The sequence below is a fragment of the Salmonella sp. 32120201201600049SM genome (assembly GCF_017572835.1).
GTDB lineage: Bacteria > Pseudomonadota > Gammaproteobacteria > Enterobacterales > Enterobacteriaceae > Salmonella > Salmonella enterica.
This window is the reverse complement of record NZ_JAGESA010000004.1, coordinates 28,478-51,339: the sequence shown is the minus strand read 5'-3', so window position 1 is coordinate 51,339 and position 22,862 is coordinate 28,478. Positions and strand designations below refer to the sequence as shown.

Sequence of the window (22,862 nt, the reverse complement as noted above, 5' to 3'; positions counted from 1 at the left end):
TTTTACCCTTTATCCGGCGGCTGGCACGCCGCTATGAAAACGAAACTCGCGGTCTGGCGACAAGATAAGGTCAGCTTCCACCTCGCCAAAATAGCGCACGCGCGCAGAAATGTCCTCGGCGGAAATCTGCTGCGCCAGCGCCAGGTAATCCTGATAATGCCGCGCTTCGGAGCGCAGAAGCGAGAGATAAAACGTCTGTAAATCCTCATCCAGCCAGGGCGCCAGAGCGGCAAAACGTTCGCAGGAGCGGGCTTCGATATACGCCCCGCAAATCAGCTTATCAATTAAGGTGAGCGGTTCGTGCGTGCGTACCGCTTTCAACATTCCTTTCGCGTAGCGGCTGGCGGTGATTTTCACATAAGGAATGTTTCTGGCCTGCATGACCTCGCGTACCTGCCAAAAATGGTGCAACTCCTCTTTAATCAATAACACCATACGGTCGATAAGCTGACGACCCCAGGGGTCATCAGTTTGCGGCATGGCGCTTTTGCTAATCTGTCTATGCAGGGCAACAAAATCCGGCTCCGGCCCCTGACGAAACGCGAACGCCTCGTAAGGTTGCAGCCAGGCGAGCAGCGCGTCGGCGCCCGATTTATCGGCGACATATTTACGCACCAACAGCAACGCGGTTTGCGCAGCCTTCAGTTCGCAGATCAAGTGATCGGTAAGCAGAAGAGGAAGATTTTGCGGATCGCGGGCCTGGACAATCCACGCCTGCGGCGTCGGGCAATGCAGGAAATTAAGCACTGGAGAGAGTATTTGCGGGTAATTCATACGTAACCTGTAAAAAAATACGACAGCAGATGCTGCCGTACCGTCATACTATGCAGCTTTAGTGACGCACGCCGTCGTCATCTTCATCGACATAATCGTCGTCATCACCCTCTTCGCCATTAGGGTCTTCGAAATAGGTTCCCCAGCCGTCGTATTCAACATCATATTTTTCCGCCAGGTTCATCAGTTGCTCAACCTGAGCGTCGATGAGTTCGGCGTTCAACGCGCACTCGCTGAGGATGTCGCAACAAATAACCGTATCGCCCTCTTCCACTTCCAGCTCTTCCGGCTCCGTCACTTCATAGCCGAGTTTAAAGGCTTCTACCGCGGCTTTTTCCAACGTTTCGAAATCGTCAGCGGAAAGGTGATGCTCGATAGTGTACAGCGCATCCGGATCGCTGCCGTCCTCAAGTAACTCTTCAATAATTAAGCGCGTTTCTTCACGCTGCTCTTCCAGTAATTCCGGGTTTGCCATAGCTCGTTCCTCATAGATGTCCTGCCGATACTCTTATTGTCACATACCGCCGACGTTGCCTCCACCTTATCGAGAAAAGTTTTATCAAACAGGGTTGCAAATGAATAATCATCCATATAAAGTGAATTTTAATTCAATGAGAGGCCTAAGCCATGTGAGGGAAGTATGTCTACGTTTTACCAAAAACCTTTTTTAAAGTTACTTGATTTCACCGCCAGCGAGCTCACTGCTCTGTTGCAGCTTGCCGCCAAACTGAAAGCCGATAAGAAAAACGGTAAAGAAGAACAAAAGCTGGTGGGTAAGAATATTGCGCTCATCTTCGAAAAAGACTCGACCCGGACACGATGCTCTTTCGAAGTTGCCGCATACGATCAGGGGGCGCGCGTGACGTACCTGGGTTCCAGCGGGAGCCAGATCGGCCATAAAGAGTCCATCAAAGATACTGCCCGCGTCCTGGGCCGGATGTTTGACGGTATTCAGTATCGAGGATATGGCCAGGAGATCGTCGAAACGCTGGCTGAATATTCCGGTGTGCCGGTATGGAACGGTTTAACCGATGAGTATCACCCAACGCAATTACTGGCGGATCTGCTCACCATGCAGGAACATCTGCCGGGTAAAGCCTTTAACGAGATGACGTTGGTCTATGCCGGAGACGCGCGTAATAACATGGGTAACTCCATGCTGGAAGCCGCCGCGTTAACAGGATTGGATCTCCGTCTGGTCGCGCCAAAAGCCTGCTGGCCGCAAGCCGCGTTAGTGGCGGAGTGCAGCGCCATGGCGAAAAAGAACGGCGGCGCCATCACCCTGACCGAAGATATCGCCTCGGGCGTAAAAGGTGCGGATTTTATCTATACCGATGTTTGGGTCTCTATGGGCGAACCCAAAGAGAAATGGGCGGAGCGTATTGCCCTGCTGCGTGATTATCAGGTCAACAGCCAGATGATGGCGTTAACCGGCAATCCGCAGGTTAAGTTCCTGCATTGTCTGCCTGCGTTCCATGATGACGAAACCACGCTCGGCAAAAAAATGGCCGAAGAGTACGGTTTACATGGCGGGATGGAAGTGACCGACGAGGTTTTTGAGTCTGCGGCCAGCATTGTCTTTGATGAAGCGGAAAACCGAATGCATACCATCAAAGCAGTAATGGTAGCGACGCTGTCTAAATAATGTCGTTATGATGCCGGATGGCGGTTGGCCTACAAAATCGCAACGTGCAGGCGCCGCCATCCGGCACAAAATATTACGCCATCAGCATTTTCACAACCGCTTTACGTACCCGCGCCGGTTCTCCCACCGCGCACAGGGGCTTATGCACTTCGCCGGGATAAAACACCACAAAGTCACCTTCGTTCAGGACGACGGTTTTCTCGTCGACGCTCGTCGGTAAAAATGCAATGTCTTTATCCGCCAGCCAGTCCGTGTGCGGCGTTCCCGCAGGCCGGGTGCTGAATGCCATCCCTTCCTGACCTTGTAGCACAATCTGAATATCAAGATAACGGGCGTGATACTCTGCGCTGCGCGATTCGCCCGGCTCCGTCATATTTTCAGAAATCATATAAAACAGCCTGTCGCCGTCAATGTCATACTTACCTGGCGCGGTCGTTGCCGTGACATGCGCATTGACGTGCTCAATCGCCTGCCGTAACGCCGTCGGCAGCCAGGCCTCCAGATATTCAATATTGCCAACAATCATCGCATCCCCTTAGTTAAAACAGCGTTTTATTTTTCTCTTTATACGAGAAAAATGGCTGCCATACTACCCTTACTCTCATCGATTTTGCGCCAGCGCATGTTTATCGCCAGCGGTGTTTCTATATTGTTAATAGTTCGCCCAACTTTATGCAGTACCTATGCATAAACCCCAGCGGCGCCAAATTGCCACCACTAACAACGCTTTGATATTAAAGGCGTTAACATAAAAACGTTTTAGCGATCACAATTCGCTCTCCCTGCATAAATGACTTCTCTATCCATAGTTATTTTTAAATTATTTAAATATCCCCGATAATAAAATCCCCCTCACGCATAGTTATGCAACCATTAAAAATAATCACTTTATTTTCAATGAGTTAAAATTTAAACATCATTCAATACAGCAAACAAATAATTAACAATAAAAAAATAACAAACCATATAGCTGCGTAGTAATTCATTTAATGCCTTATTGTTTTTTGAATTTCTCTGACCCGGCTCATATATTAAGTAAGAAAAATAGCACTCCTTGATTGATGTGAATCTCATCACATTAACAACCCAAATAAAATTCAATCATTGCTCCCGAATTTAACTGAAACGCCGCGACTGCAAGCACGCTAAATATTTGCAGCCACTCCTTCTTTATTCTTGAAATTATGTAAAAGGTATAATGATGGAAAAGCATTTTGTCGGTTCTGAAATCGGTCAATTACGCAGCGTAATGTTGCATCGGCCCAATCTCAGCCTAAAAAGACTTACCCCTTCAAATTGTCAGGAATTACTTTTTGACGATGTATTATCCGTAGAGCGCGCTGGCGAAGAGCATGACATTTTTGCCAACACGCTGCGCCAGCAAGGGATAGAAGTGTTGCTGTTAACCGACCTGCTCACCCAAACGCTGGATGTGGCTGACGCTAAAGCCTGGCTACTGGATACGCAAATTTCCGATTATCGCCTTGGGCCCACCTTTGCCGCAGATATTCGCGCCTGGCTGGCGGATATGCCGCACCGTGAACTGGCTCGCCATTTAAGCGGCGGTTTAACTTACGGCGAAATTCCCGCCTCCATAAAAAATATGGTGGTCGATACTCACGATATTAATGACTTTATTATGAAGCCATTACCGAATCACCTATTTACCCGTGACACGTCCTGCTGGATATATAACGGCGTCTCAATTAACCCCATGGCGAAACCTGCACGCCAACGTGAAACAAATAATTTACGTGCTATTTATCGCTGGCATCCTCAATTCGCAGGCGGTGATTTCATTAAATATTTCGGCGACGAGGACATTAATTACGACCACGCCACTTTAGAGGGCGGCGATGTGCTGGTGATTGGCCGCGGCGCGGTGTTGATCGGTATGTCTGAACGTACTACGCCGCAGGGCGTCGAGTTCCTGGCGCAGGCATTGTTTAAACATCGTCAGGCGGAACGCGTCATTGCCGTTGAACTGCCAAAACATCGCTCCTGCATGCACCTTGACACCGTCATGACCCACATTGATATCGACACCTTCTCCGTCTATCCGGAAGTCGTTCGCCCGGACGTTCAGTGCTGGACGCTGACGCCAGACGGACGCGGCGGTCTGAAACGAACCCAGGAGAGCACGCTGGTTCATGCTCTTGAAAAAGCGCTTGGCATCGATCAGGTGCGCTTAATCACCACTGGCGGCGACGCATTTGAAGCTGAGCGCGAACAGTGGAATGACGCCAATAACGTGCTCACCCTGCGTCCCGGCGTGGTGGTGGGCTATGAGCGCAACATCTGGACCAACGAAAAATACGACAAAGCCGGCATTACCGTCCTTCCCATTCCCGGCGATGAACTGGGTCGCGGGCGCGGGGGCGCACGCTGCATGAGCTGTCCACTGGAACGCGATGGTATTTAAAGGAGACGTTATGGAAAACAAACGCACACTGGTCGTCGCGCTGGGCGGCAATGCGCTGCTCAAACGCGGCGAACCGCTGGAGGCTGATATTCAGCGTAAAAATATCGAACTGGCGGCCAGAACCATCGCCCAGCTTACGCGGCAATGGCGCGTGGTGTTAGTGCACGGCAACGGCCCACAGGTAGGACTGCTGGCGCTACAAAATAGCGCCTACGCTAACGTTACGCCCTACCCGCTCGATATTCTCGGTGCGGAAAGCCAGGGCATGATTGGCTACATGCTGCAACAGGCGCTGAAGAATCATCTGCCGGAGCGTGAAATCAGCGTCCTGCTCACCCAGGTCGAAGTCGATGCCAACGACCCGGCATTCCTCAATCCAACCAAATATATCGGCCCCATTTACGACGAAGCGCAGGCCCGTGCGTTACAGGCAGAAAAGGGCTGGGTATTCAAAGCCGACGGTAACGCCTTCCGCCGCGTTGTGCCCTCCCCGCAGCCGAAACGCATTGTGGAAAACGATGCCATCCGCGCGCTGATTAGCCGCGATCACCTGGTTATCTGTAACGGCGGCGGCGGCGTGCCGGTCGTGGAAAAAGCCGATGGCTACCACGGTATCGAGGCGGTGATCGACAAAGATCTGTCCGCCGCCCTGCTTGCCAGCCAAATTCACGCCGACGCGCTGCTCATTCTGACCGATGCCGACGCGGTGTATCTCGACTGGGGCAAACCCACCCAACGCCCGCTGGCGCAGGTTACGCCGGAGCTGCTTCGTGAAATGCAGTTCGACGCCGGTTCGATGGGCCCGAAAGTGACCGCCTGCGCTGAGTTTGTCAGCCATTGCCGCGGCATTGCCGGAATCGGCTCGCTGGCGGATGGGCAAGCCATTCTCGCGGGCGAGAAAGGTACTTTGATTCGGTGTGAAACCGCCGACGTTGACGCATAAGGCTTTTTACCGGATGGCGGCTTCCGCCTTATTCGGCCTACAGAGCGCGCATAACCGTGGGCCGGATAAGCGCAGCGCCATCAGGCAATTCATTTTAACAAGGATATTGTAATGGTTATTTCACTGAAAAATCGTAACTTTTTGAAGCTGCTTGACTACACCCCGGCGGAAATCCAACACCTCATCGATCTGGCTATTGAGCTGAAAGCCGCAAAAAAAGCCGGATGCGAAAAGCAAACACTGATCGGCAAAAACATCGCGCTGATTTTTGAAAAAACCTCTACCCGCACCCGATGCGCGTTTGAAGTCGCCGCGTTCGACCAGGGCGCGCAGGTGACTTATCTCGGCCCAAGCGGCTCGCAGATCGGCCATAAAGAGTCCATGAAAGATACTGCTCGCGTCCTGGGGCGGATGTATGACGGCATCGAATATCGCGGATTTGGTCAACACATTGTGGAAGAGCTGGGGGAATACGCGGGCGTTCCCGTCTGGAACGGCCTGACCGATGAATTTCACCCCACACAGATCCTGGCCGATCTGATGACCATGCTGGAACATGCGCCGGGCAAAACGCTGCCGGAACTGAGCTTCGCCTACCTGGGCGACGCGCGCAACAACATGGGCAACTCGCTGATGGTGGGCGCGGCGAAGATGGGCATGGATATCCGCCTGATAGCGCCAAAGTCCTTCTGGCCTGATGCCGCGCTGGTCGCGCAGTGCCGGGAAATCGCCAGCGTTACCGGCGCTCGTATCACCTTAACGGAGAGCGTTGAAGACGGCGTTCACGGTGTGGATTTCCTCTATACCGACGTCTGGGTCTCGATGGGAGAGCCCAAAGAAGCCTGGGCGGAACGCGTCAGTCTGATGACGCCATATCAGGTCAACCAGCAGGTGGTAAACGCTACCGGTAATCCTGATGTGAAGTTTATGCACTGCCTGCCCGCCTTCCATAACGAGCACACCAAAGTGGGACGCGAAATCGAAATGGCTTACGGCCTGAAAGGACTGGAGGTCACGGAAGAGGTGTTCGAGTCCGCAGGCTCGATAGTCTTCGATGAAGCGGAAAACCGGATGCACACCATCAAAGCGGTCATGGTGGCGACGCTCGGCGACTAATCCCACAGGATATGCGCCCTCGCGGCGCATATCCGTGATATCAGGAGAGAACATCATGGGTAAATTTAAATTTCCCACCGCTTATACCATCCTGTTTATTCTTATTGCCCTGGTCGCAGTGATGACCTGGATTGTGCCGGCGGGAAAATACCAAATGGCGATGAACGCCACGCTGGGAAAAGAGGTGCCGGTGGCGGGAACGTATGCCCCCGTGGACGCGCATCCGCAAGGGATTACCGCTGTTTTACTGGCGCCGATTGACGGCCTCTATAACCACGAAACCTACACTGCCGGCGCCATTGACGTCGCGCTGTTTGTCTTGATTATCGGCGGCTTTCTGGGGGTGGTGAATAAAACGGGGGCGATTGATGCCGGTATTGAACGGGTAACGATCAAACTCAACGGCAAAGATGAGTGGATGATCCCCATTCTGATGGCGCTGTTCGCCGCAGGCGGCACTATCTATGGCATGGCGGAGGAGTCGTTGCCCTTCTACACGCTGCTGGTACCAGTCATGATGGCGGCCCGCTTCGATCCGTTAGTGGCGGCGGCAACCGTACTGCTCGGCGCAGGGATAGGCACGCTCGGTTCGACCATTAACCCTTTCGCCACGGTCATTGCCGCCAACGCCGCCGGCATCCCTTTTACTCAGGGAATGCTGATGCGCGTACTGCTGTTAATTGTCGGCTACGTACTGTGCGTGTTTTGGGTAATGCGCTATGCGCGCAAAGTCCGCGCCCATCCTGAGCTTTCTATCGTGGCGGATAAAATGGAGGAAAATCGCGCCCATTTCCTTGGCAATCGCGCCAATACACTGCTGGAGTTTACGGCTACCCGGAAATGGGTGCTGCTGATCTTCGCCGCCTCTTTCGCGGTGATGATTTACGGCGTGGCGGTTCTCGGCTGGTGGATGGCGGAAATCTCCGGCGTTTTTCTGGCGGCGGCGATTATCGTTGGCGTGATAACGCGGATGGGCGAGGAAGCGTTCACCAGTACCTTTATCGACGGCGCACGGGATTTGCTCGGCGTGGCGCTAATTATTGGTATCGCGCGCGGCATTGTGGTGGTCATGGATAACGGTATGATTACCCACACCATTTTGCACAGCGCGGAAAGTCTGGTTTCCGGCCTCTCTACCACCATTTTCATAAACGTAACCTACTGGCTGGAAGTATTGCTCTCCTTCCTGGTGCCCTCCTCTTCCGGTCTTGCCGTATTGACAATGCCCATTATGGCGCCGTTAGCGGATTTTGCCCACGTACAGCGGGATTTGGTCGTAACCGCCTACCAGTCGGCCTCCGGGATTGTGAACCTGGTTACGCCCACCTCCGCCGTGGTCATGGGCGGTCTGGCGATCGCGCGGGTTCCCTATGTCCGCTATCTGAAATGGGTCGCGCCGCTGTTGCTGATCCTGACATTGCTGAATATGGCGGTACTGAGCATCGGAGCGATGATGTAACGAGCCAGATGGCGACGCGTCTTATCCGACAGGACTGATAAGCACAGCGCCATCAGGCACGCCGTCACCTTTTTTGATCGGCTTCTCATTTTCCTGCAAAACCGCCCGATTGATCCGCAATCAATGTGACAAATGTGATGAATTTCGCCAGTCCGTTGATATCAATAATAAAGATAAGGTGCATTTATGAAGGAATACGATGATTACTCCGCCAAAGAACAACAGCAACTGGCGGTTTGTCAGCGCCTGATTAGTGAAAAAAGTTACCTGTCCCAGGAGGAGATTCGCCGCGATTTACAAAATGAGGGATTTGAAGGTATCAGCCAGTCTACGGTTTCGCGCCTGCTCAAGCTGCTGGGCGCAATAAAAATCAGAAACACGAAGGGACAAAAGATTTATTCCGTAAATCCCCAGCGGCGACCTTCGCCGGATGCCGGACGTTCAATAGCCGAAATGGTCGTCAGCGTTGAACATAATAGCGAATTTATCCTTATCCATACGGCAGCAGGTTATGGTCGCGCCGTCGCAAGAATTCTGGATTACCACGCATTGCCGGAAATTCTCGGCGTCGTTGCCGGTAGCAGTATTGTCTGGGTCGCACCACGGGTCGTTCAGCGCACGGCGCTGGTACACAAACAAATTAATTATTTGCTTAAAATGAATTTAAATTCATAAGAACCGTTTGCGATGAGTAAATCATGCATTAATCGCTTGATCCCCAAACAGAGCTGAGTATAATCGCGGACAATTTGCCGGGAGGAAGCATGGTTCAGTGTGTACGACATTCTGTCTTACCGCGTCTGAAAAAGGACGCAGGCCTGCCGTTTTTCTTTCCGTTGAAAACCAATACCAAGCCCCTCAATTGAGGGGCTTTTTTTTGCCCAGGCGTCAGGAGATAAACATGGCTAACCCGCTATATCAAAAACATATCATTTCCATAAACGACCTCAGCCGCGACGATCTTAATCTGGTACTGGCGACGGCGGCGAAATTAAAAGCCAACCCGCAGCCGGAGCTTTTGAAACATAAAGTGATCGCCAGCTGCTTTTTCGAAGCCTCCACGCGTACCCGCCTGTCGTTTGAAACTTCAATGCATCGCCTGGGCGCCAGCGTAGTGGGCTTCTCCGACAGCGCCAACACGTCGCTGGGGAAAAAAGGAGAAACGTTAGCCGACACGATCTCAGTGATTAGCACTTACGTGGACGCGATTGTGATGCGCCATCCGCAAGAAGGCGCGGCACGTCTGGCGACGGAGTTTTCCGGTCAGGTGCCGGTGCTCAATGCGGGCGACGGTTCGAACCAGCATCCGACGCAGACCCTGTTGGATCTGTTCACCATCCAGGAAACGCAGGGCCGTCTGGATAACCTGCATATCGCGATGGTCGGCGATCTGAAATATGGCCGCACCGTGCATTCGCTAACCCAGGCGCTGGCGAAATTTAGCGGCAACCGTTTTTATTTCATCGCGCCGGACGCGCTGGCGATGCCGCAGTACATTCTGGATATGCTGGATGAAAAAGGAATGGCCTGGAGCCTGCATGGTTCTATTGAAGAGGTCATGGCCGACGTCGACATCCTCTATATGACTCGCGTACAGAAAGAGCGTCTCGACCCGTCGGAGTACGCCAATGTGAAGGCGCAGTTTGTTCTGCGCGCCAGCGACCTGAACGGCGCGCGTGAAAATATGAAAGTGCTGCACCCGCTGCCGCGGATTGATGAAATCACCACGGATGTGGATAAAACGCCACACGCCTGGTACTTCCAACAGGCGGGCAACGGTATTTTCGCTCGCCAGGCGTTACTGGCATTGGTACTGAATAGCGAACTGAGTCTGTAAGGGAGAAAAGCGATGACACACGATAACAAACTGCAGGTTGAAGCCATTAAATGCGGCACTGTGATTGACCATATCCCTGCGCAGGTAGGCTTTAAACTGCTGAGTCTGTTTAAATTGACCGAGACCGATCAGCGAATCACTATCGGTCTGAATCTCCCGTCTGGCGAGATGGGGCGTAAAGACTTAATCAAAATAGAAAACACCTTCCTCACCGATGAGCAGGTTAACCAACTTGCTCTGTACGCGCCGCAGGCCACCGTTAACCGCATCGACAACTACGACGTAGTCGGGAAATCACGCCCCAGCCTGCCAGAGCGTATTAATAATGTGCTGGTTTGCCCGAACAGCAACTGCATCAGCCACGCGGAACCGGTATCCTCCAGCTTTGCAGTGAAAAAACGTGCCAATGATATCGCCCTCAAATGCAAATACTGTGAAAAAGAGTTTTCGCATAATGTGGTGCTGGCCAACTAATTTGGGTTGGTTATGAGATCCCGGCTCCCTATAATGAGCGGGGACATTCTATTACCGCTGTAATTCAGGAGAAATCATGAGCAAAACTATTGCGACGGAAAATGCACCAGCAGCAATCGGCCCATACGTACAGGGCGTTGACCTGGGTAGCATGGTAATCACTTCCGGTCAGATTCCGGTCGATCCGAAAACCGGTGCCGTAGCGGAAGACGTATCCGCTCAGGCACGTCAGTCGCTGGAAAACGTTAAAGCTATCGTGGAAGCCGCTGGCCTGAAAGTAGGCGACATTGTGAAAACGACCGTATTCGTGAAAGACCTGAACGATTTCGCGACCGTCAACGCCACCTACGAAGCCTTCTTCACCGAGCACAACGCCACCTTCCCGGCGCGTTCCTGCGTGGAAGTTGCCCGTCTGCCGAAAGACGTGAAAATTGAGATTGAAGCGATCGCTGTTCGTCGCTAAGCGCCGGACGTCATCCCCGCCGGGCGGCGCAAGTTTGCCCGGTTCGGGGTACCAACAGCCATGGAGAGGCGGCAATGGTAAGAGCGCGTTTTACCGAGGAGCAAATCGCCGATTTTCTGCAACAGTCTAAAAACGGCGTGCCGAATAAGGCGTTATGCGAAGAATATGGATTTAGCAACAGCACGCTCCGTCGCTGGCAGGAGAAACATGCTGAAAGCATACGCCAGGAATTAAAACAGATAGAATCTACCGCGAAGATAGTCTTTTTATGCTTCATTGTCGCAGCCATATTGCTTACCCTTATGTTTCCTAAACCCACTGCCGCCTTAGCGATTCCTCCTTACTTAGTTTATTGCATTAGCTATATTCGCCGCTTTCGTCGCATATCCGCAAAACATATCCGGCGGTGGGACATCTCCTCCTCTCGTTCTGGCTCGGGAGCAGAGAATGTATTTTACAAACTTAGCTGGACATTCCTCTTTTTTATTCCTGCATATAGCATTCTACAGCTGCTTGAATAAGCCCTGAAATTTAAATATAAAGCCGATCGCGTAAAACTTGTCGAGCTTTACGGGCATCTGGCCTGGTTAGCGATATCGGGGATTAAGCACGCTGGCGAATCCCCGACGAAAGTGTTTACTGCCAGCCATAACGTCTGCTGTAAAACCCTTTCACCAACTGGGTTAACGTCATATAGCCCGCCAGAATAGCAATCAGCCACGGGAAATAGCTTAACGGCAGCGCCTGCAACTGCAGGTAAGACGCCAGGGGCGAAAACGGCAACGAGACTCCCACGACCATCACCAACAATGTCATCGCCATCAGCGGCCAGGCGGCGCGACTTTGAATAAACGGCAGACGACGGGTACGGATCATATGCACAATCAGCGTTTGCGACAGTAATCCCACCACAAACCAGCCGGACTGGAACAAAGTTTGCGTTTCTGGCGTATTCGCATGAAATACCCACCACATCAGGCAAAAGGTCAAAATGTCGAAAATCGAGCTGATCGGACCGAAAAAGACCATAAAGCGCCCCAAATCCGCCGGATTCCAGCGCTGTGGCTTTTGAATTTGTTCTTCATCGACATTATCAAACGGAATCGCCACCTGGGATACATCGTACAGCAGGTTTTGAATCAGCAAGTGCAGCGGCAGCATTGGCAGGAACGGCAAAAAGGCGCTCGCCACCAGTACGCTAAACACGTTACCGAAATTTGAGCTGGCCGTCATCTTGATATATTTCAACATATTAGAAAAAGTACGACGACCTTCAATGACGCCTTCTTCCAGCACCATCAGGCTCTTTTCCAGCAGGATAATATCGGCGGCTTCACGGGCGATGTCCACCGCGCCATCTACCGAGATACCAATATCCGCCGCCCGCAACGCCGGGGCATCGTTAATCCCGTCGCCCATAAAACCGACCACATGCCCCTCGCGTTTGAGCAAAGTGACGATGCGCTCTTTATGCATCGGCGTCAGACGCGCAAACAACGTCGTACGGGCGGCCAGCGCCGCCAGCGCGTCGTCGTTTAACCCTTCAATATCACTGCCAATAACGACATCGCCCGCATCCAGCCCAACCTCATGGCAAACTTTTGCCGCTACCAGCTCGCTGTCGCCGGTGAGAATTTTCACCGTAATTCCGCTCGCCTTCAGCGCTTTCAGCGCCGGCGCGGTGGTCTCTTTCGGCGGATCGAGAAAAGCAATATACCCTTCCAGGATCAGGTCAGATTCATCGATACGCTGGTAATCGCCCTCACGCGCAGGCAGGTATTTGGTCGCGACGGCGACCACGCGTAGCCCCTGACGGTTCAGCGTGTCGGTAACGCGTTTCACCCGGCGCAGCATATTGTCGTCCAGCGGCACAATATCGCCGTTGTGGCGCACCTGAGTACACACGTTCAGGATCTCCTGTAACGCGCCTTTGCAGACCAGTTGATGCACGTTCGAATCTTCGGCGACCACCACCGACATCCGGCGACGCTCAAAATCAAACGGGATCTCATCGATTTTCTGCCAGCGTCCGGAGAGCTGACGCGCGGCGGTTTCGTCTACTCCCTCCAGGACCGCCGTATCCAGTAAATTTTTTAGACCGGTCTGATAATGGCTGTTCAGCCAGGCGCAATGCAGTACATGCTCGCTGGGCTTACCAGAGATATCCGTATGATTCTCCAGCACAATTTTATCCTGCGTCAGAGTGCCGGTTTTATCGGTGCACAGAATATCCATCGCGCCGAAGTTCTGAATCGCATCAAGGTGCTTCACGATAACTTTCTGTTTCGAGAGCTTCACCGCCCCGCGCGCGAGGGTGGAGGTGACGATCATCGGCAACATTTCCGGGGTGAGCCCTACCGCTACCGAAAGCGCAAATAGCGCCGCTTCCCACCAGTCACCTTTCGTGTAACCATTAATAATCAGTACTACCGGCGCCATGACCAGCATAAAGCGGATCAGCAACATACTGACGCGGCTAATTCCTTTCTGGAAAGCGTTCTGCTCGTTATCTTGTTCCGACACGCGCCCCGCCAATTGACCAAACCAGGTGTCGGCGCCGGTCGCCATCACCACGGCCTGCGCCGTTCCGCTCACGACGTTCGTCCCCATAAAGCACAGCGTGTCGCACTCAAGCGGGTTATTTTGCCGGGGCTCACGCGTCGCAGCGACTTTCTCGACCGGCAGAGATTCGCCGGTCAGCGACGCCTGGGCGACAAACAGATCGCGCGCCTGGATAATCCGTAAATCCGCCGGGATCATATCCCCCGCCGCCAGCTTAATAATATCGCCGGGCACCAGTTGATCGATGGGCAATTCCAGCCAGGCGTTTTCGCCATTTTCATTAATAACCCGCAGTACGGTAGCGGTATTGCTCACCATCGCTTTTAGCGCGTCCGCCGCTTTCGTCGAGCGCGCTTCCTGCACAAAATTCAGCAGCGTTGAGATACCGACCATCAGGGCGATAACGCCTGCGGCAAACAGATCCTCCGTGGCATAAGAAATGCCGCCAAGAATCGTGAGTAAGATGTTGAAAGGATTGCGATAACATACCCACAGATGCACCCACCACGGCGAGGGTTTCTGTGCCGGAAGGCGGTTTTCGCCATGCTTTTCACGCGCGCGCGTCACCTCGGCGGCGTTTAATCCCTCCGGGTGCGTATCAAAAACGCGCCAGAGAGTCTCCTGCTCCATTGCCGCGACTTTCAGACAGCGCTCGCTCAGCGAAGGCGGGATAGTCGCATTTACCGCGGTCTGCGCGCCGGGCAGCGGATCGCGGTGAACCAGACGATAAGGCAAATGACGATTAAGCCGGGCAAAAAGCTGGCGGGTAATGGTTTTTAGCATAGGTAATCCCTCCGCGCCGAAGTCAGGCGCAGAAAATTCTTCAGGCGCGGCAAAGCCTTGCCCGATGAGCAATGTTTAAATAAAAACAGGGACGTTATTGTGTCACTGTCTTACACACCGGTAAGACAGCAGAGGCAGGCTTACCGGAAAAGGAAAATTCTCCATCGCGGGAGAGGGGTGGGTTCAGGGTCCATGTCGCCTCCGGTAAGTAAATAATTTGCGCCGCGGATTATACGCATAAATCCATAAGTTTTGTGGCAATTATGGCGGTATCATACCGTTACGTAATTAAACCAACGATAAACCAGACTTTGCCCATTGCCCTTCGCTTGAGTAAAGTTACTCTTTTTATCACCATCAGCGTCATGCCACGGGAAAACAGGATGCAAAACCGGCTCACTATCAAAGACATCGCCCGCCTGAGCGGCGTAGGGAAATCAACCGTTTCCCGCGTGCTTAACAATGAAAGCGGCGTAAGCGAACGTACCCGCGAGCGTGTCGAAGCGGTGATGAATCAACACGGTTTCTCCCCGTCCCGCTCCGCCCGTGCGATGCGGGGACAAAGCGATAAAGTGGTCGCTATTATCGTCACTCGCCTTGATTCGTTGTCTGAAAACCTCGCGGTTCAAACCATGCTGCCTGCGTTTTATGAACAGGGCTACGACCCTATTATGATGGAAAGTCAGTTCTCGCCGACGCTGGTAATGGAACATCTGGGCATGCTCAGACGACGTAACATTGATGGCGTGGTGCTGTTTGGCTTTACCGGCATCACAGAAGAGTTGATCGCCCCCTGGAAAGCCTCGCTGGTGCTGCTGGCAAGAGATGCGCAAGGTTTTGCCTCCGTCTGTTACGACGACGAGGGCGCGATTCATATCCTTATGCAGCGGCTGTATGAGCAGGGACACCGCAACATTAGCTTTCTGGGCGTTCCCCATAGCGATATTACCACCGGCAAACGTCGGCATGACGCATACCTGGCGTTTTGCAAAAAACATAAACTTCATCCCGTCGCCGCCCTGCCCGGTCTTGCCATGAAGCAGGGCTATGAGCATACGGCAAGCGTCATCATGCCGGATACCACCGCGTTAGTCTGCGCCACCGATACGCTGGCGTTGGGCGCCAGTAAGTATTTACAGGAGCAACGTATTGAGACGCTGCAACTGGCAAGCGTCGGGAACACGCCGCTGATAAAATTCCTGCACCCGGAGATCGTCACTGTCGATCCTGGCTATGCTGAAGCCGGACGGCAGGCGGCTTCGCAGCTGATCGAACAGATCAATGGCCGCTGCGATCCGCGCCGGATCGTCATTCCTTCTACCCTCGCCTGAGTGACTGATTAAACGGAATACCACGAGTAATTTGTGATCGTCGCTGCGTTTCGGGAACGTTCCCATTTTTAAACCAACGTTGAAGAGATACTCTTGCGCCAACCCATAACATACCTCCTCTGCCATGAGGCTTTACGATGAGCAAAGTAAAACAAGCCGATATCGACCGGCTGATTGACCTGGTCGGCGGGCGCGACAACATCGCCACGGTGAGCCACTGCATTACTCGCCTGCGCTTTGTGCTCCACCAGCCCGCGAACGCCAGGCCAAAAAAGATCGAACAATTACCGATGGTTAAAGGTTGTTTCACCAACGCTGGTCAGTTTCAGGTGGTGATTGGCACCGACGTTGGCGATTACTATAACGCGCTGCTGGAGACCACCGGCAAAGCGTATGCTGATAAAGAGCAGGCCAAAAAAGCCGCTCGCCAGAACATGAAATGGCATGAGCAGTTAATTTCCCACTTTGCGGAGATCTTCTTTCCGCTACTACCGGCGTTGATCAGCGGCGGTTTGATCTTAGGCTTTCGTAACGTGATCGGCGATGTGCCGATGAGCAACGGCCAAACGCTGGCGCAGATGCATCCGGCGCTAAAAACGCTTTATGATTTTTTATGGTTGATCGGCGAAGCGATCTTTTTCTATCTGCCGGTGGGGATCTGCTGGTCGGCGGTGAAAAAAATGGGCGGCACGCCGATTCTTGGTATCGTGCTCGGCGTGACGCTGGTGTCGCCGCAGTTGATGAATGCGTATCTGCTGGGCCAGCAAACGCCGGACGTCTGGAACTTCGGCTTATTTAGCATTGAGAAAGTGGGCTACCAGGCGCAGGTTATCCCGGCGCTACTGGCAGGGTTGGCGCTTGGGTTTATTGAAACGCGGTTGAAACGCATCGTGCCGGATTATCTCTACCTGGTCGTCGTCCCGGTGTGTTCGTTGATACTGGCCGTCTTTCTCGCCCACACCTTTATCGGCCCCTTTGGTCGTATGATCGGCGACGGCGTGGCCTTTGCGGTACGTTATCTGATGACCGGCAGTTTCGCCCCGATAGGCGCGGCGCTGTTCGGCTTCCTGTATGCCCCGTTGGTCATTACCGGCGTCCACCAGACCACGCTCGCTATCGATATGCAGATGGTTCAGAGCATGGGCGGTACGCCAGTCTGGCCGCTGATTGCGCTGTCGAATATCGCGCAAGCCTCCGCCGTGGTGGGCATTATCATCTCCAGCCGTAAACACAATGAACGTGAAATTTCCGTTCCGGCGGCGATCTCCGCCTATCTGGGGGTGACCGAACCGGCAATGTACGGCATCAACATCAAATATCGCTTCCCGATGCTGTGCGCGATGATCGGCTCTGGCCTTGCCGGTCTGCTCTGTGGTCTGAATGGCGTAATGGCAAACGGCATCGGCGTTGGCGGCCTGCCGGGCATTCTCTCTATCCAGCCGACTTACTGGCAGGTGTTTGCGATGGCGATGGTTATCGCGATCGTTATCCCGGTGATTCTGACCACCTTTATCTATCAGCGTAAGCATCGTCAGGGCACATTACAAATTGTCTAATACTTCTTCGGGGCGCAGTTGCGTCCCAACGCACTTGCAGGAAACAACAATGACTATTCCCCACTGGTGGCAAAACGGCGTTATCTATCAGATCTACCCGAAAAGTTTTCAGGACACGACCGGCAGCGGCACCGGCGATTTACGCGGCGTCACGCAGCACCTTGACTATCTACAGCGACTCGGCGTAGATGCCATCTGGCTCACGCCGTTTTATATCTCGCCGCAGGTGGATAACGGTTATGACGTCGCAAATTATACGGCCATCGACCCGACCTACGGCACGCTGGATGATTTTGACGAGCTGGTCGCGCAGGCGAAAGCACGCGGTATTCGTATCATCCTGGATATGGTGTTTAACCATACTTCTACCCAGCACGCCTGGTTTCGCGAAGCGCTGAACAAAGAGAGTCCATACCGTCAGTTTTATATCTGGCGCGATGGCACGCCGGATGTCTGCCCGAATAACTGGCAATCCAAATTTGGCGGCAGCGCCTGGCGCTGGCATAGCCAGAGCGAACAATATTATTTACACCTTTTCGCGCCTGAACAGGCCGACCTGAACTGGGAAAACCCCGCCGTACGCGCCGAGCTGAAAAAGGTCTGCGAATTCTGGGCCGATCGCGGCGTGGATGGCCTGCGTCTGGACGTGGTGAACCTGATCGCCAAAGATCAGAATTTTCCTGACGATCCGACGGGCGACGGACGCCGCTTTTATACCGACGGACCGCGCGCGCATACGTTTTTACGCGAAATGAACCGTGACGTTTTTACGCCGCGTAATCTGATGACGGTAGGCGAAATGTCCTCTACCACGCTGGAAAACTGCCAGCAATATGCCGCGCTTAGCGGCGACGAACTCTCGATGACCTTCAATTTTCATCATCTGAAGGTGGATTACCCCAATGGCGAAAAGTGGACGCTGGCAAAACCTGATTATGTGGCGCTGAAAGCGTTGTTCCGCCACTGGCAACAGGGGATGCATAACGTCGCCTGGAACGCGTTATTCTGGTGTAATCACGATCAGCCGCGCATCGTTTCCCGCTTTGGCGACGAGGGTGAATACCGGGTTCCAGCCGCGAAAATGTTGGCGATGGCGCTGCACGGTATGCAAGGGACGCCTTATATCTATCAGGGCGAAGAAATCGGCATGACCAACCCACACTTTACCCGCATCACCGATTATCGCGACGTGGAAAGCCATAACATGTTTGCCGCGCTACGCGCCGCCGGGCGCGACCCCGACGAACTGCTGGCTATTCTGGCCAGTAAATCCCGCGACAACAGCCGCACGCCGATGCAATGGGACAACGGTAAAAACGCCGGTTTCACCCAAGGCGAGCCGTGGATAAGCCTGTGCGATAACTATACGGAGGTTAACGTCGCGGCGGCATTACGCGATGAAAACTCGGTGTTTTACACCTATCAAAAGCTGATTGCGCTACGTAAAACCCAGCCTGTACTGATCTGGGGCGATTATCAGGATCTCCTCCCGGATAGCCCATCAGTATGGTGTTATCGCCGCCAGTGGCAGGGGCAAACCCTGCTGGTTGTCGCCAATCTGAGCGACCAGTGCCAGGAGTGGCATCCGCCGCATATCAAAGGACAGTGGCAGGCGCTACTGCATAATTATGGCGAGGTCGCCAGCCAGCCAGCCGCGATGACGCTCCGCCCATTTGAAGCCATCTGGTGGTTACAACGCTAACGCGACGTCCTTATACGGATAAACGCCACAAACCTATTGACACGGGCTGTGGCGTTGCTCCAGGTTACTGTCTGTTTTTGTTGAATAATTAATCAGATTTTTCTTGCTATCTTTTACAAACGCTACAGCGCCCGCCATCTGTACGCTCTGATTTTTACCTTGTTCTACATCAATAAAATTGCAAACATCCTTGATGCAAATCACTACATATAGACTTTAAAATGCACGCCGACCCAATATGTTGTATTAATTGACTACAATTGCTACAACACCTGTTCACTCGACACAAGGTGAATTGTGGATAACCTGGGTCAGGATTGCGGGAAGTCGTTGGAAAAGAGATGAATAAACCTGTTATGGCTTCCCCGGCCTCTGTGGATAACCTGTTCTTACAAATATGGAGTGATCATGACACCGCATGTGATGAAACGAGATGGCTGTAAAGTGCCATTCAAATCAGAGCGCATTAAGGAAGCCATTCTACGTGCAGCTAAAGCAGCGGGAGTCGATGACGCAGATTACTGTGCCACCGTCGCAGAAGTCGTTAGCAGCCAAATGAACGCACGCAGTCAGGTGGATATTAACGAGATCCAAACTGCGGTTGAAAACCAACTGATGTCCGGCCCGTACAAACAGCTTGCCCGCGCCTACATCGAATACCGTCACGATCGCGACATTCAGCGTGAAAAGCGTGGTCGTCTGAACCAGGAAATTCGCGGCCTGGTAGAGCAAACCAACTCCGCGTTGCTCAATGAAAACGCCAACAAAGACAGTAAAGTCATTCCCACCCAGCGCGATTTGCTGGCCGGGATTGTCGCCAAACACTATGCCCGCCAGCACCTGTTGCCGCGTGACGTAGTACAAGCGCATGAGCGCGGCGATATCCACTATCACGATCTCGACTATTCGCCGTTCTTCCCGATGTTCAACTGTATGTTGATCGACCTGAAAGGCATGTTGACCCAGGGCTTTAAGATGGGTAACGCCGAGATCGAACCGCCAAAATCTATCTCTACCGCCACTGCCGTTACCGCGCAGATTATCGCGCAGGTCGCCAGCCATATTTATGGCGGCACCACCATTAACCGTATTGACGAAGTGCTGGCGCCGTTTGTCACCGAAAGCTACAACAAGCATCGCAAAACCGCCGATGAGTGGCAGATTCCGGATGCCGAAGGGTATGCGCGTTCTCGCACCGAAAAAGAGTGCTACGACGCCTTCCAGTCGCTGGAATACGAAGTTAACACGCTGCACACCGCTAACGGCCAGACGCCTTTCGTTACCTTTGGTTTTGGCCTCGGCACCAGTTGGGAGTCGCGTCTGATCCAGGCGTCTATTTTGCGTAACCGTATCGCCGGTCTGGGTAAAAATCGCAAAACCGCCGTGTTCCCGAAACTGGTCTTCGCTATCCGCGATGGTTTGAACCACAAGTTTGGCGATCCGAACTACGACATTAAACAACTGGCGCTGGAGTGCGCGAGCAAGCGCATGTATCCGGACATTCTCAACTACGATCAGGTGGTCAAAGTCACCGGTTCGTTCAAAACGCCAATGGGCTGCCGCAGCTTCCTCGGCGTGTGGGAGAACGAAAACGGCGAGCAGATCCACGACGGGCGTAACAACCTGGGCGTGATTAGCCTTAACCTGCCGCGCATCGCGCTGGAAGCAAAAGGCGACGAAACCGCATTCTGGAAACTGCTGGATGAACGTCTGGCGCTGGCGCGGAAGGCGCTGATGACCCGTATCGCCCGCCTTGAAGGCGTGAAAGCCCGCGTCGCGCCTATCCTGTATATGGAAGGCGCCTGCGGCGTGCGGCTGAAAGCGGACGACGACGTGTCTGAAATATTTAAAAATGGTCGTGCGTCCATCTCTCTGGGCTACATTGGTATCCATGAAACCATTAACGCGCTGTTTGGCGGCGAACACCTGTACGACAGCGAGCAACTTCGCGCTAAAGGCATCGCGATTGTGGAGCGTCTGCGCCAGGCCGTGGATCAGTGGAAAGACGAGACCGGCTACGGCTTTAGCCTGTACAGCACGCCAAGTGAAAACCTCTGTGACCGCTTCTGCCGTCTGGATACCGCCGAGTTCGGCGTGGTGCCGGGCGTAACCGATAAAGGTTACTACACCAACAGCTTCCACCTCGACGTGGAGAAGAAGGTTAACCCGTACGACAAAATCGATTTCGAAGCGCCGTATCCGCCGCTGGCGAACGGGGGTTTCATTTGCTACGGCGAATACCCGAACATTCAGCACAACCTGAAAGCGCTGGAAGATGTCTGGGATTACAGCTATCAGCATGTACCGTATTACGGCACCAACACGCCGATCGATGAATGCTACGAGTGCGGCTTTACCGGCGAGTTCGAATGTACCAGTAAAGGTTTCACCTGCCCGAAATGCGGCAACCACGACGCCGCCCGCGTCTCGGTCACCCGCCGCGTGTGCGGTTATTTAGGCAGCCCGGACGCGCGTCCGTTTAACGCCGGCAAGCAGGAAGAAGTGAAGCGCCGCGTGAAGCATTTAGGCAATGGGCAGATAGGTTAATTCTCCGTTTGCAATGCGTAAATGCCGGATGGCGGTGTAAACACCTTATCCGGCCTACAACCGCTGGCTATAGTTCCAATTTCATGAGTTTCCTCTAAGCAGTTGGTGTTGTAGCAAGGCGGCAAACGAACGAATCCCAGGGAGCTTACATAAGTAAGTGACCTGGGTAAGTGAGAGCGGCCAACGCCGCTACAGCGCCAAATGCAACGAGGAAACATGAACTTTCACCAATACTACCCCGTAGACATCGTTAACGGCCCCGGCACCCGCTGCACCCTGTTTGTGTCAGGGTGCGTGCATGAATGCCCTGGCTGCTACAACAAAAGCACCTGGCGGCTCAATTCCGGCCAGCCGTTTACCAAAGAGATGGAAGATAAGATCATTGCCGATCTGAACGACACGCGCATTCACCGTCAGGGGATCTCGCTGTCGGGCGGCGATCCGCTGCATCCGCAAAACGTACCGGATATCCTGGCACTGGTACAACGTATCCACACAGAGTGTCCTGGGAAAGATATCTGGGTGTGGACCGGCTACAAGCTCGATGAACTCAACGCCGCGCAGATGCAGGTGGTCGATCTCATCAACGTGCTGGTCGATGGCAAATTTGTGCAGGATCTGAAAGACCCGGCGCTTATCTGGCGCGGTAGCAGCAACCAGGTAGTGCATCATTTGCGTTGATCGCTAAAGCCGTTTGTTTGCATCGTGATAGACGGCTGAATGTTCTCGCTTGCCGACCGCAACAACAAACACAATCACAACGTCATCCCGAACCTGGTACACCAGACGATAACCGGACGATTTAAGCTTAATTTTATAGCAGTCAGGAAGATCGTTTAAACGGGCAGAGTCGATTCTGGGGTTCAATAGCACATCAGCCAACTTTTTCTTAAGCTGAGCCTTCACCGTATCGCCCAGCTTATGCCACTCTTTTAAGGCCCTCGGGTCGAATTCCAGTTCATAATTCATCCAGACTAACCTTGATTCCCTTTTGCGGACTAGACAGCCTCTCCCGAACTGTCTGAATCAATGCATCTTCACTGTCGCTAAGAGTGAGGGTTTTCACTGGCATGCGCCCCGTTTCCGCGACGTACTGGAACAGTAATCGCACGGCTTCCGTTGGAGTAATGTTCAGTTTTTCCAGCACGGCATAAGCCTCATTTTTGAGTTTGTCATCCAGACGGACGTTCAGCGTGGCCATTATGCCTCCAGTAGAATCGAATGTGTAATGCAGTTTAGCATTACATT

The 22,862-nt window shown here is 53.2% G+C and carries 22 protein-coding genes and 1 pseudogene; 16 read left to right on the top strand and 7 right to left on the bottom strand.

Annotation, left to right across the window (positions count from 1 at the left end; all coding sequences use genetic code 11):
• Positions 1-9 precede the first annotated feature (9 nt).
• Positions 10-821 (bottom strand): annotated as a pseudogene (gene miaE / locus J4650_RS10900) (tRNA isopentenyl-2-thiomethyl-A-37 hydroxylase MiaE).
• Between the two features lie 11 nt (positions 822-832).
• Positions 833-1,249, bottom strand: coding sequence for a ribonuclease E inhibitor RraB (gene rraB, locus J4650_RS10895; RefSeq protein ID WP_000002940.1), 417 nt, complete (start codon positions 1,247-1,249; stop codon positions 833-835).
• A 165-nt stretch (positions 1,250-1,414) separates the two neighbouring features.
• On the opposite strand from rraB, the gene argF (J4650_RS10890) reads away from it, so the two are divergent.
• Complete coding sequence (gene argF / locus J4650_RS10890) at positions 1,415-2,419, top strand: ornithine carbamoyltransferase (RefSeq protein WP_000103041.1); 1,005 nt, start codon at positions 1,415-1,417, stop codon at positions 2,417-2,419.
• Positions 2,420-2,492: 73 nt separating this feature from the next.
• On the opposite strand, the gene J4650_RS10885 is transcribed toward argF (J4650_RS10890), so the two are convergent.
• A complete protein-coding gene (locus J4650_RS10885) occupies positions 2,493-2,945 on the bottom strand; it encodes a YhcH/YjgK/YiaL family protein (RefSeq protein WP_023194706.1) in 453 nt (150 codons plus the stop codon).
• Between the two features lie 675 nt (positions 2,946-3,620).
• Here J4650_RS10885 and arcA point away from each other — a divergent pair.
• The 5 genes from arcA (at position 3,621) to J4650_RS10860 (ending at position 9,034) form a co-directional block, all read left to right on the top strand.
• Positions 3,621-4,841, top strand: a complete 1,221-nt coding sequence (gene arcA / locus J4650_RS10880) for an arginine deiminase (protein ID WP_000410844.1) — start codon at positions 3,621-3,623, stop codon at positions 4,839-4,841.
• A gap of 10 nt (positions 4,842-4,851) precedes the next feature.
• Positions 4,852-5,784: a carbamate kinase gene (arcC, locus tag J4650_RS10875; RefSeq protein WP_000428751.1), complete on the top strand. Its 933-nt coding sequence runs from the start codon at positions 4,852-4,854 to the stop codon at positions 5,782-5,784.
• Between the two features lie 111 nt (positions 5,785-5,895).
• Complete coding sequence (argF, locus tag J4650_RS10870; protein WP_000237031.1) at positions 5,896-6,900, top strand: ornithine carbamoyltransferase; 1,005 nt, start codon at positions 5,896-5,898, stop codon at positions 6,898-6,900.
• A 55-nt stretch (positions 6,901-6,955) separates the two neighbouring features.
• A complete protein-coding gene (locus J4650_RS10865; protein WP_000514424.1) occupies positions 6,956-8,359 on the top strand; it encodes a YfcC family protein in 1,404 nt (467 codons plus the stop codon).
• Between the two features lie 186 nt (positions 8,360-8,545).
• On the top strand, positions 8,546-9,034 hold the full coding sequence (locus J4650_RS10860) for an arginine repressor (RefSeq protein ID WP_000666051.1): 489 nt from the start codon (positions 8,546-8,548) through the stop codon (positions 9,032-9,034).
• Here the strand turns inward: J4650_RS10860 and J4650_RS10855 are convergent.
• The gene (locus tag J4650_RS10855) at positions 9,004-9,144 is read right to left on the bottom strand and encodes a hypothetical protein (protein ID WP_001518160.1); all 141 of its coding nucleotides are present in this window, start codon (positions 9,142-9,144) and stop codon (positions 9,004-9,006) included. The two genes, J4650_RS10860 and J4650_RS10855, sit on opposite strands and share 31 nt — an antisense overlap.
• On the opposite strand from J4650_RS10855, the gene pyrL reads away from it, so the two are divergent.
• From pyrL to J4650_RS10830, 5 genes are all read left to right on the top strand, one after another.
• A complete protein-coding gene (gene pyrL, locus J4650_RS10850) occupies positions 9,124-9,225 on the top strand; it encodes a pyr operon leader peptide (protein WP_000249504.1) in 102 nt (33 codons plus the stop codon). The genes J4650_RS10855 and pyrL overlap by 21 nt on opposite strands.
• A 35-nt stretch (positions 9,226-9,260) precedes the next feature.
• Positions 9,261-10,196: an aspartate carbamoyltransferase gene (pyrB, locus tag J4650_RS10845; RefSeq protein WP_000013055.1), complete on the top strand. Its 936-nt coding sequence runs from the start codon at positions 9,261-9,263 to the stop codon at positions 10,194-10,196.
• 12 nt (positions 10,197-10,208) lie between these two features.
• Complete coding sequence (gene pyrI / locus J4650_RS10840) at positions 10,209-10,670, top strand: aspartate carbamoyltransferase regulatory subunit (RefSeq protein WP_000148566.1); 462 nt, start codon at positions 10,209-10,211, stop codon at positions 10,668-10,670.
• A gap of 76 nt (positions 10,671-10,746) precedes the next feature.
• Positions 10,747-11,133, top strand: a complete 387-nt coding sequence (gene ridA / locus J4650_RS10835) for a 2-iminobutanoate/2-iminopropanoate deaminase (RefSeq protein ID WP_000047544.1) — start codon at positions 10,747-10,749, stop codon at positions 11,131-11,133.
• 74 nt (positions 11,134-11,207) lie between these two features.
• Positions 11,208-11,654: a transposase gene (locus tag J4650_RS10830; RefSeq protein WP_000251086.1), complete on the top strand. Its 447-nt coding sequence runs from the start codon at positions 11,208-11,210 to the stop codon at positions 11,652-11,654.
• 115 nt (positions 11,655-11,769) lie between these two features.
• Here the strand turns inward: J4650_RS10830 and mgtA are convergent, their stop codons facing one another.
• Positions 11,770-14,478 (bottom strand): magnesium-translocating P-type ATPase, encoded by a 2,709-nt coding sequence (gene mgtA / locus J4650_RS10825; RefSeq protein ID WP_023993570.1) that lies wholly within the window; start codon positions 14,476-14,478, stop codon positions 11,770-11,772.
• Between the two features lie 383 nt (positions 14,479-14,861).
• Here mgtA and treR point away from each other — a divergent pair, with 383 nt between their 5' ends.
• The 5 genes from treR to nrdG all read left to right on the top strand — a co-directional run bounded on the left by treR (position 14,862) and on the right by nrdG (position 22,295).
• The gene (treR, locus tag J4650_RS10815; protein ID WP_001181297.1) at positions 14,862-15,809 is read left to right on the top strand and encodes a trehalose operon repressor TreR; all 948 of its coding nucleotides are present in this window, start codon (positions 14,862-14,864) and stop codon (positions 15,807-15,809) included.
• A 137-nt stretch (positions 15,810-15,946) separates the two neighbouring features.
• Positions 15,947-17,365, top strand: coding sequence for a PTS trehalose transporter subunit IIBC (treB, locus tag J4650_RS10810; protein ID WP_023993571.1), 1,419 nt, complete (start codon positions 15,947-15,949; stop codon positions 17,363-17,365).
• A gap of 49 nt (positions 17,366-17,414) precedes the next feature.
• Positions 17,415-19,067: an alpha,alpha-phosphotrehalase gene (treC, locus tag J4650_RS10805; protein ID WP_023993572.1), complete on the top strand. Its 1,653-nt coding sequence runs from the start codon at positions 17,415-17,417 to the stop codon at positions 19,065-19,067.
• 408 nt (positions 19,068-19,475) lie between these two features.
• Positions 19,476-21,614: an anaerobic ribonucleoside-triphosphate reductase gene (nrdD, locus tag J4650_RS10800; protein WP_000187818.1), complete on the top strand. Its 2,139-nt coding sequence runs from the start codon at positions 19,476-19,478 to the stop codon at positions 21,612-21,614.
• 216 nt (positions 21,615-21,830) lie between these two features.
• Positions 21,831-22,295: an anaerobic ribonucleoside-triphosphate reductase-activating protein gene (gene nrdG, locus J4650_RS10795; protein ID WP_023993573.1), complete on the top strand. Its 465-nt coding sequence runs from the start codon at positions 21,831-21,833 to the stop codon at positions 22,293-22,295.
• 3 nt (positions 22,296-22,298) lie between these two features.
• On the opposite strand, the gene J4650_RS10790 is transcribed toward nrdG, so the two are convergent.
• Entirely contained in the window at positions 22,299-22,583 is a 285-nt protein-coding gene (locus J4650_RS10790) for a type II toxin-antitoxin system RelE/ParE family toxin (RefSeq protein ID WP_023993574.1), read from the bottom strand.
• Positions 22,573-22,815, bottom strand: coding sequence for a type II toxin-antitoxin system RelB/DinJ family antitoxin (locus J4650_RS10785; protein WP_023993575.1), 243 nt, complete (start codon positions 22,813-22,815; stop codon positions 22,573-22,575). The genes J4650_RS10790 and J4650_RS10785 overlap by 11 nt, the downstream gene beginning before the upstream one ends.
• Between the last annotated feature and the right edge of the window lie 47 nt (positions 22,816-22,862).

Coding starts and splice junctions, on each gene's coding strand:
- J4650_RS10790 (WP_023993574.1), bottom strand. CDS start 22,583: ATGAATTATGAACTGGAATTCGACCCGAGGGCCTTAAAAGAGTGGCAT.
- arcA (WP_000410844.1), top strand. CDS start 3,621: ATGGAAAAGCATTTTGTCGGTTCTGAAATCGGTCAATTACGCAGCGTA.
- argF (WP_000237031.1), top strand. CDS start 5,896: ATGGTTATTTCACTGAAAAATCGTAACTTTTTGAAGCTGCTTGACTAC.
- ridA (WP_000047544.1), top strand. CDS start 10,747: ATGAGCAAAACTATTGCGACGGAAAATGCACCAGCAGCAATCGGCCCA.
- treB (WP_023993571.1), top strand. CDS start 15,947: ATGAGCAAAGTAAAACAAGCCGATATCGACCGGCTGATTGACCTGGTC.
- J4650_RS10860 (WP_000666051.1), top strand. CDS start 8,546: ATGAAGGAATACGATGATTACTCCGCCAAAGAACAACAGCAACTGGCG.
- mgtA (WP_023993570.1), bottom strand. CDS start 14,478: ATGCTAAAAACCATTACCCGCCAGCTTTTTGCCCGGCTTAATCGTCAT.
- J4650_RS10855 (WP_001518160.1), bottom strand. CDS start 9,144: ATGTCGTACACACTGAACCATGCTTCCTCCCGGCAAATTGTCCGCGAT.
- rraB (WP_000002940.1), bottom strand. CDS start 1,249: ATGGCAAACCCGGAATTACTGGAAGAGCAGCGTGAAGAAACGCGCTTA.
- pyrI (WP_000148566.1), top strand. CDS start 10,209: ATGACACACGATAACAAACTGCAGGTTGAAGCCATTAAATGCGGCACT.
- pyrL (WP_000249504.1), top strand. CDS start 9,124: ATGGTTCAGTGTGTACGACATTCTGTCTTACCGCGTCTGAAAAAGGAC.
- argF (WP_000103041.1), top strand. CDS start 1,415: ATGTCTACGTTTTACCAAAAACCTTTTTTAAAGTTACTTGATTTCACC.
- treC (WP_023993572.1), top strand. CDS start 17,415: ATGACTATTCCCCACTGGTGGCAAAACGGCGTTATCTATCAGATCTAC.
- pyrB (WP_000013055.1), top strand. CDS start 9,261: ATGGCTAACCCGCTATATCAAAAACATATCATTTCCATAAACGACCTC.
- arcC (WP_000428751.1), top strand. CDS start 4,852: ATGGAAAACAAACGCACACTGGTCGTCGCGCTGGGCGGCAATGCGCTG.
- nrdD (WP_000187818.1), top strand. CDS start 19,476: ATGACACCGCATGTGATGAAACGAGATGGCTGTAAAGTGCCATTCAAA.
- J4650_RS10865 (WP_000514424.1), top strand. CDS start 6,956: ATGGGTAAATTTAAATTTCCCACCGCTTATACCATCCTGTTTATTCTT.
- treR (WP_001181297.1), top strand. CDS start 14,862: ATGCAAAACCGGCTCACTATCAAAGACATCGCCCGCCTGAGCGGCGTA.
- J4650_RS10785 (WP_023993575.1), bottom strand. CDS start 22,815: ATGGCCACGCTGAACGTCCGTCTGGATGACAAACTCAAAAATGAGGCT.
- J4650_RS10885 (WP_023194706.1), bottom strand. CDS start 2,945: ATGATTGTTGGCAATATTGAATATCTGGAGGCCTGGCTGCCGACGGCG.
- nrdG (WP_023993573.1), top strand. CDS start 21,831: ATGAACTTTCACCAATACTACCCCGTAGACATCGTTAACGGCCCCGGC.
- J4650_RS10830 (WP_000251086.1), top strand. CDS start 11,208: ATGGTAAGAGCGCGTTTTACCGAGGAGCAAATCGCCGATTTTCTGCAA.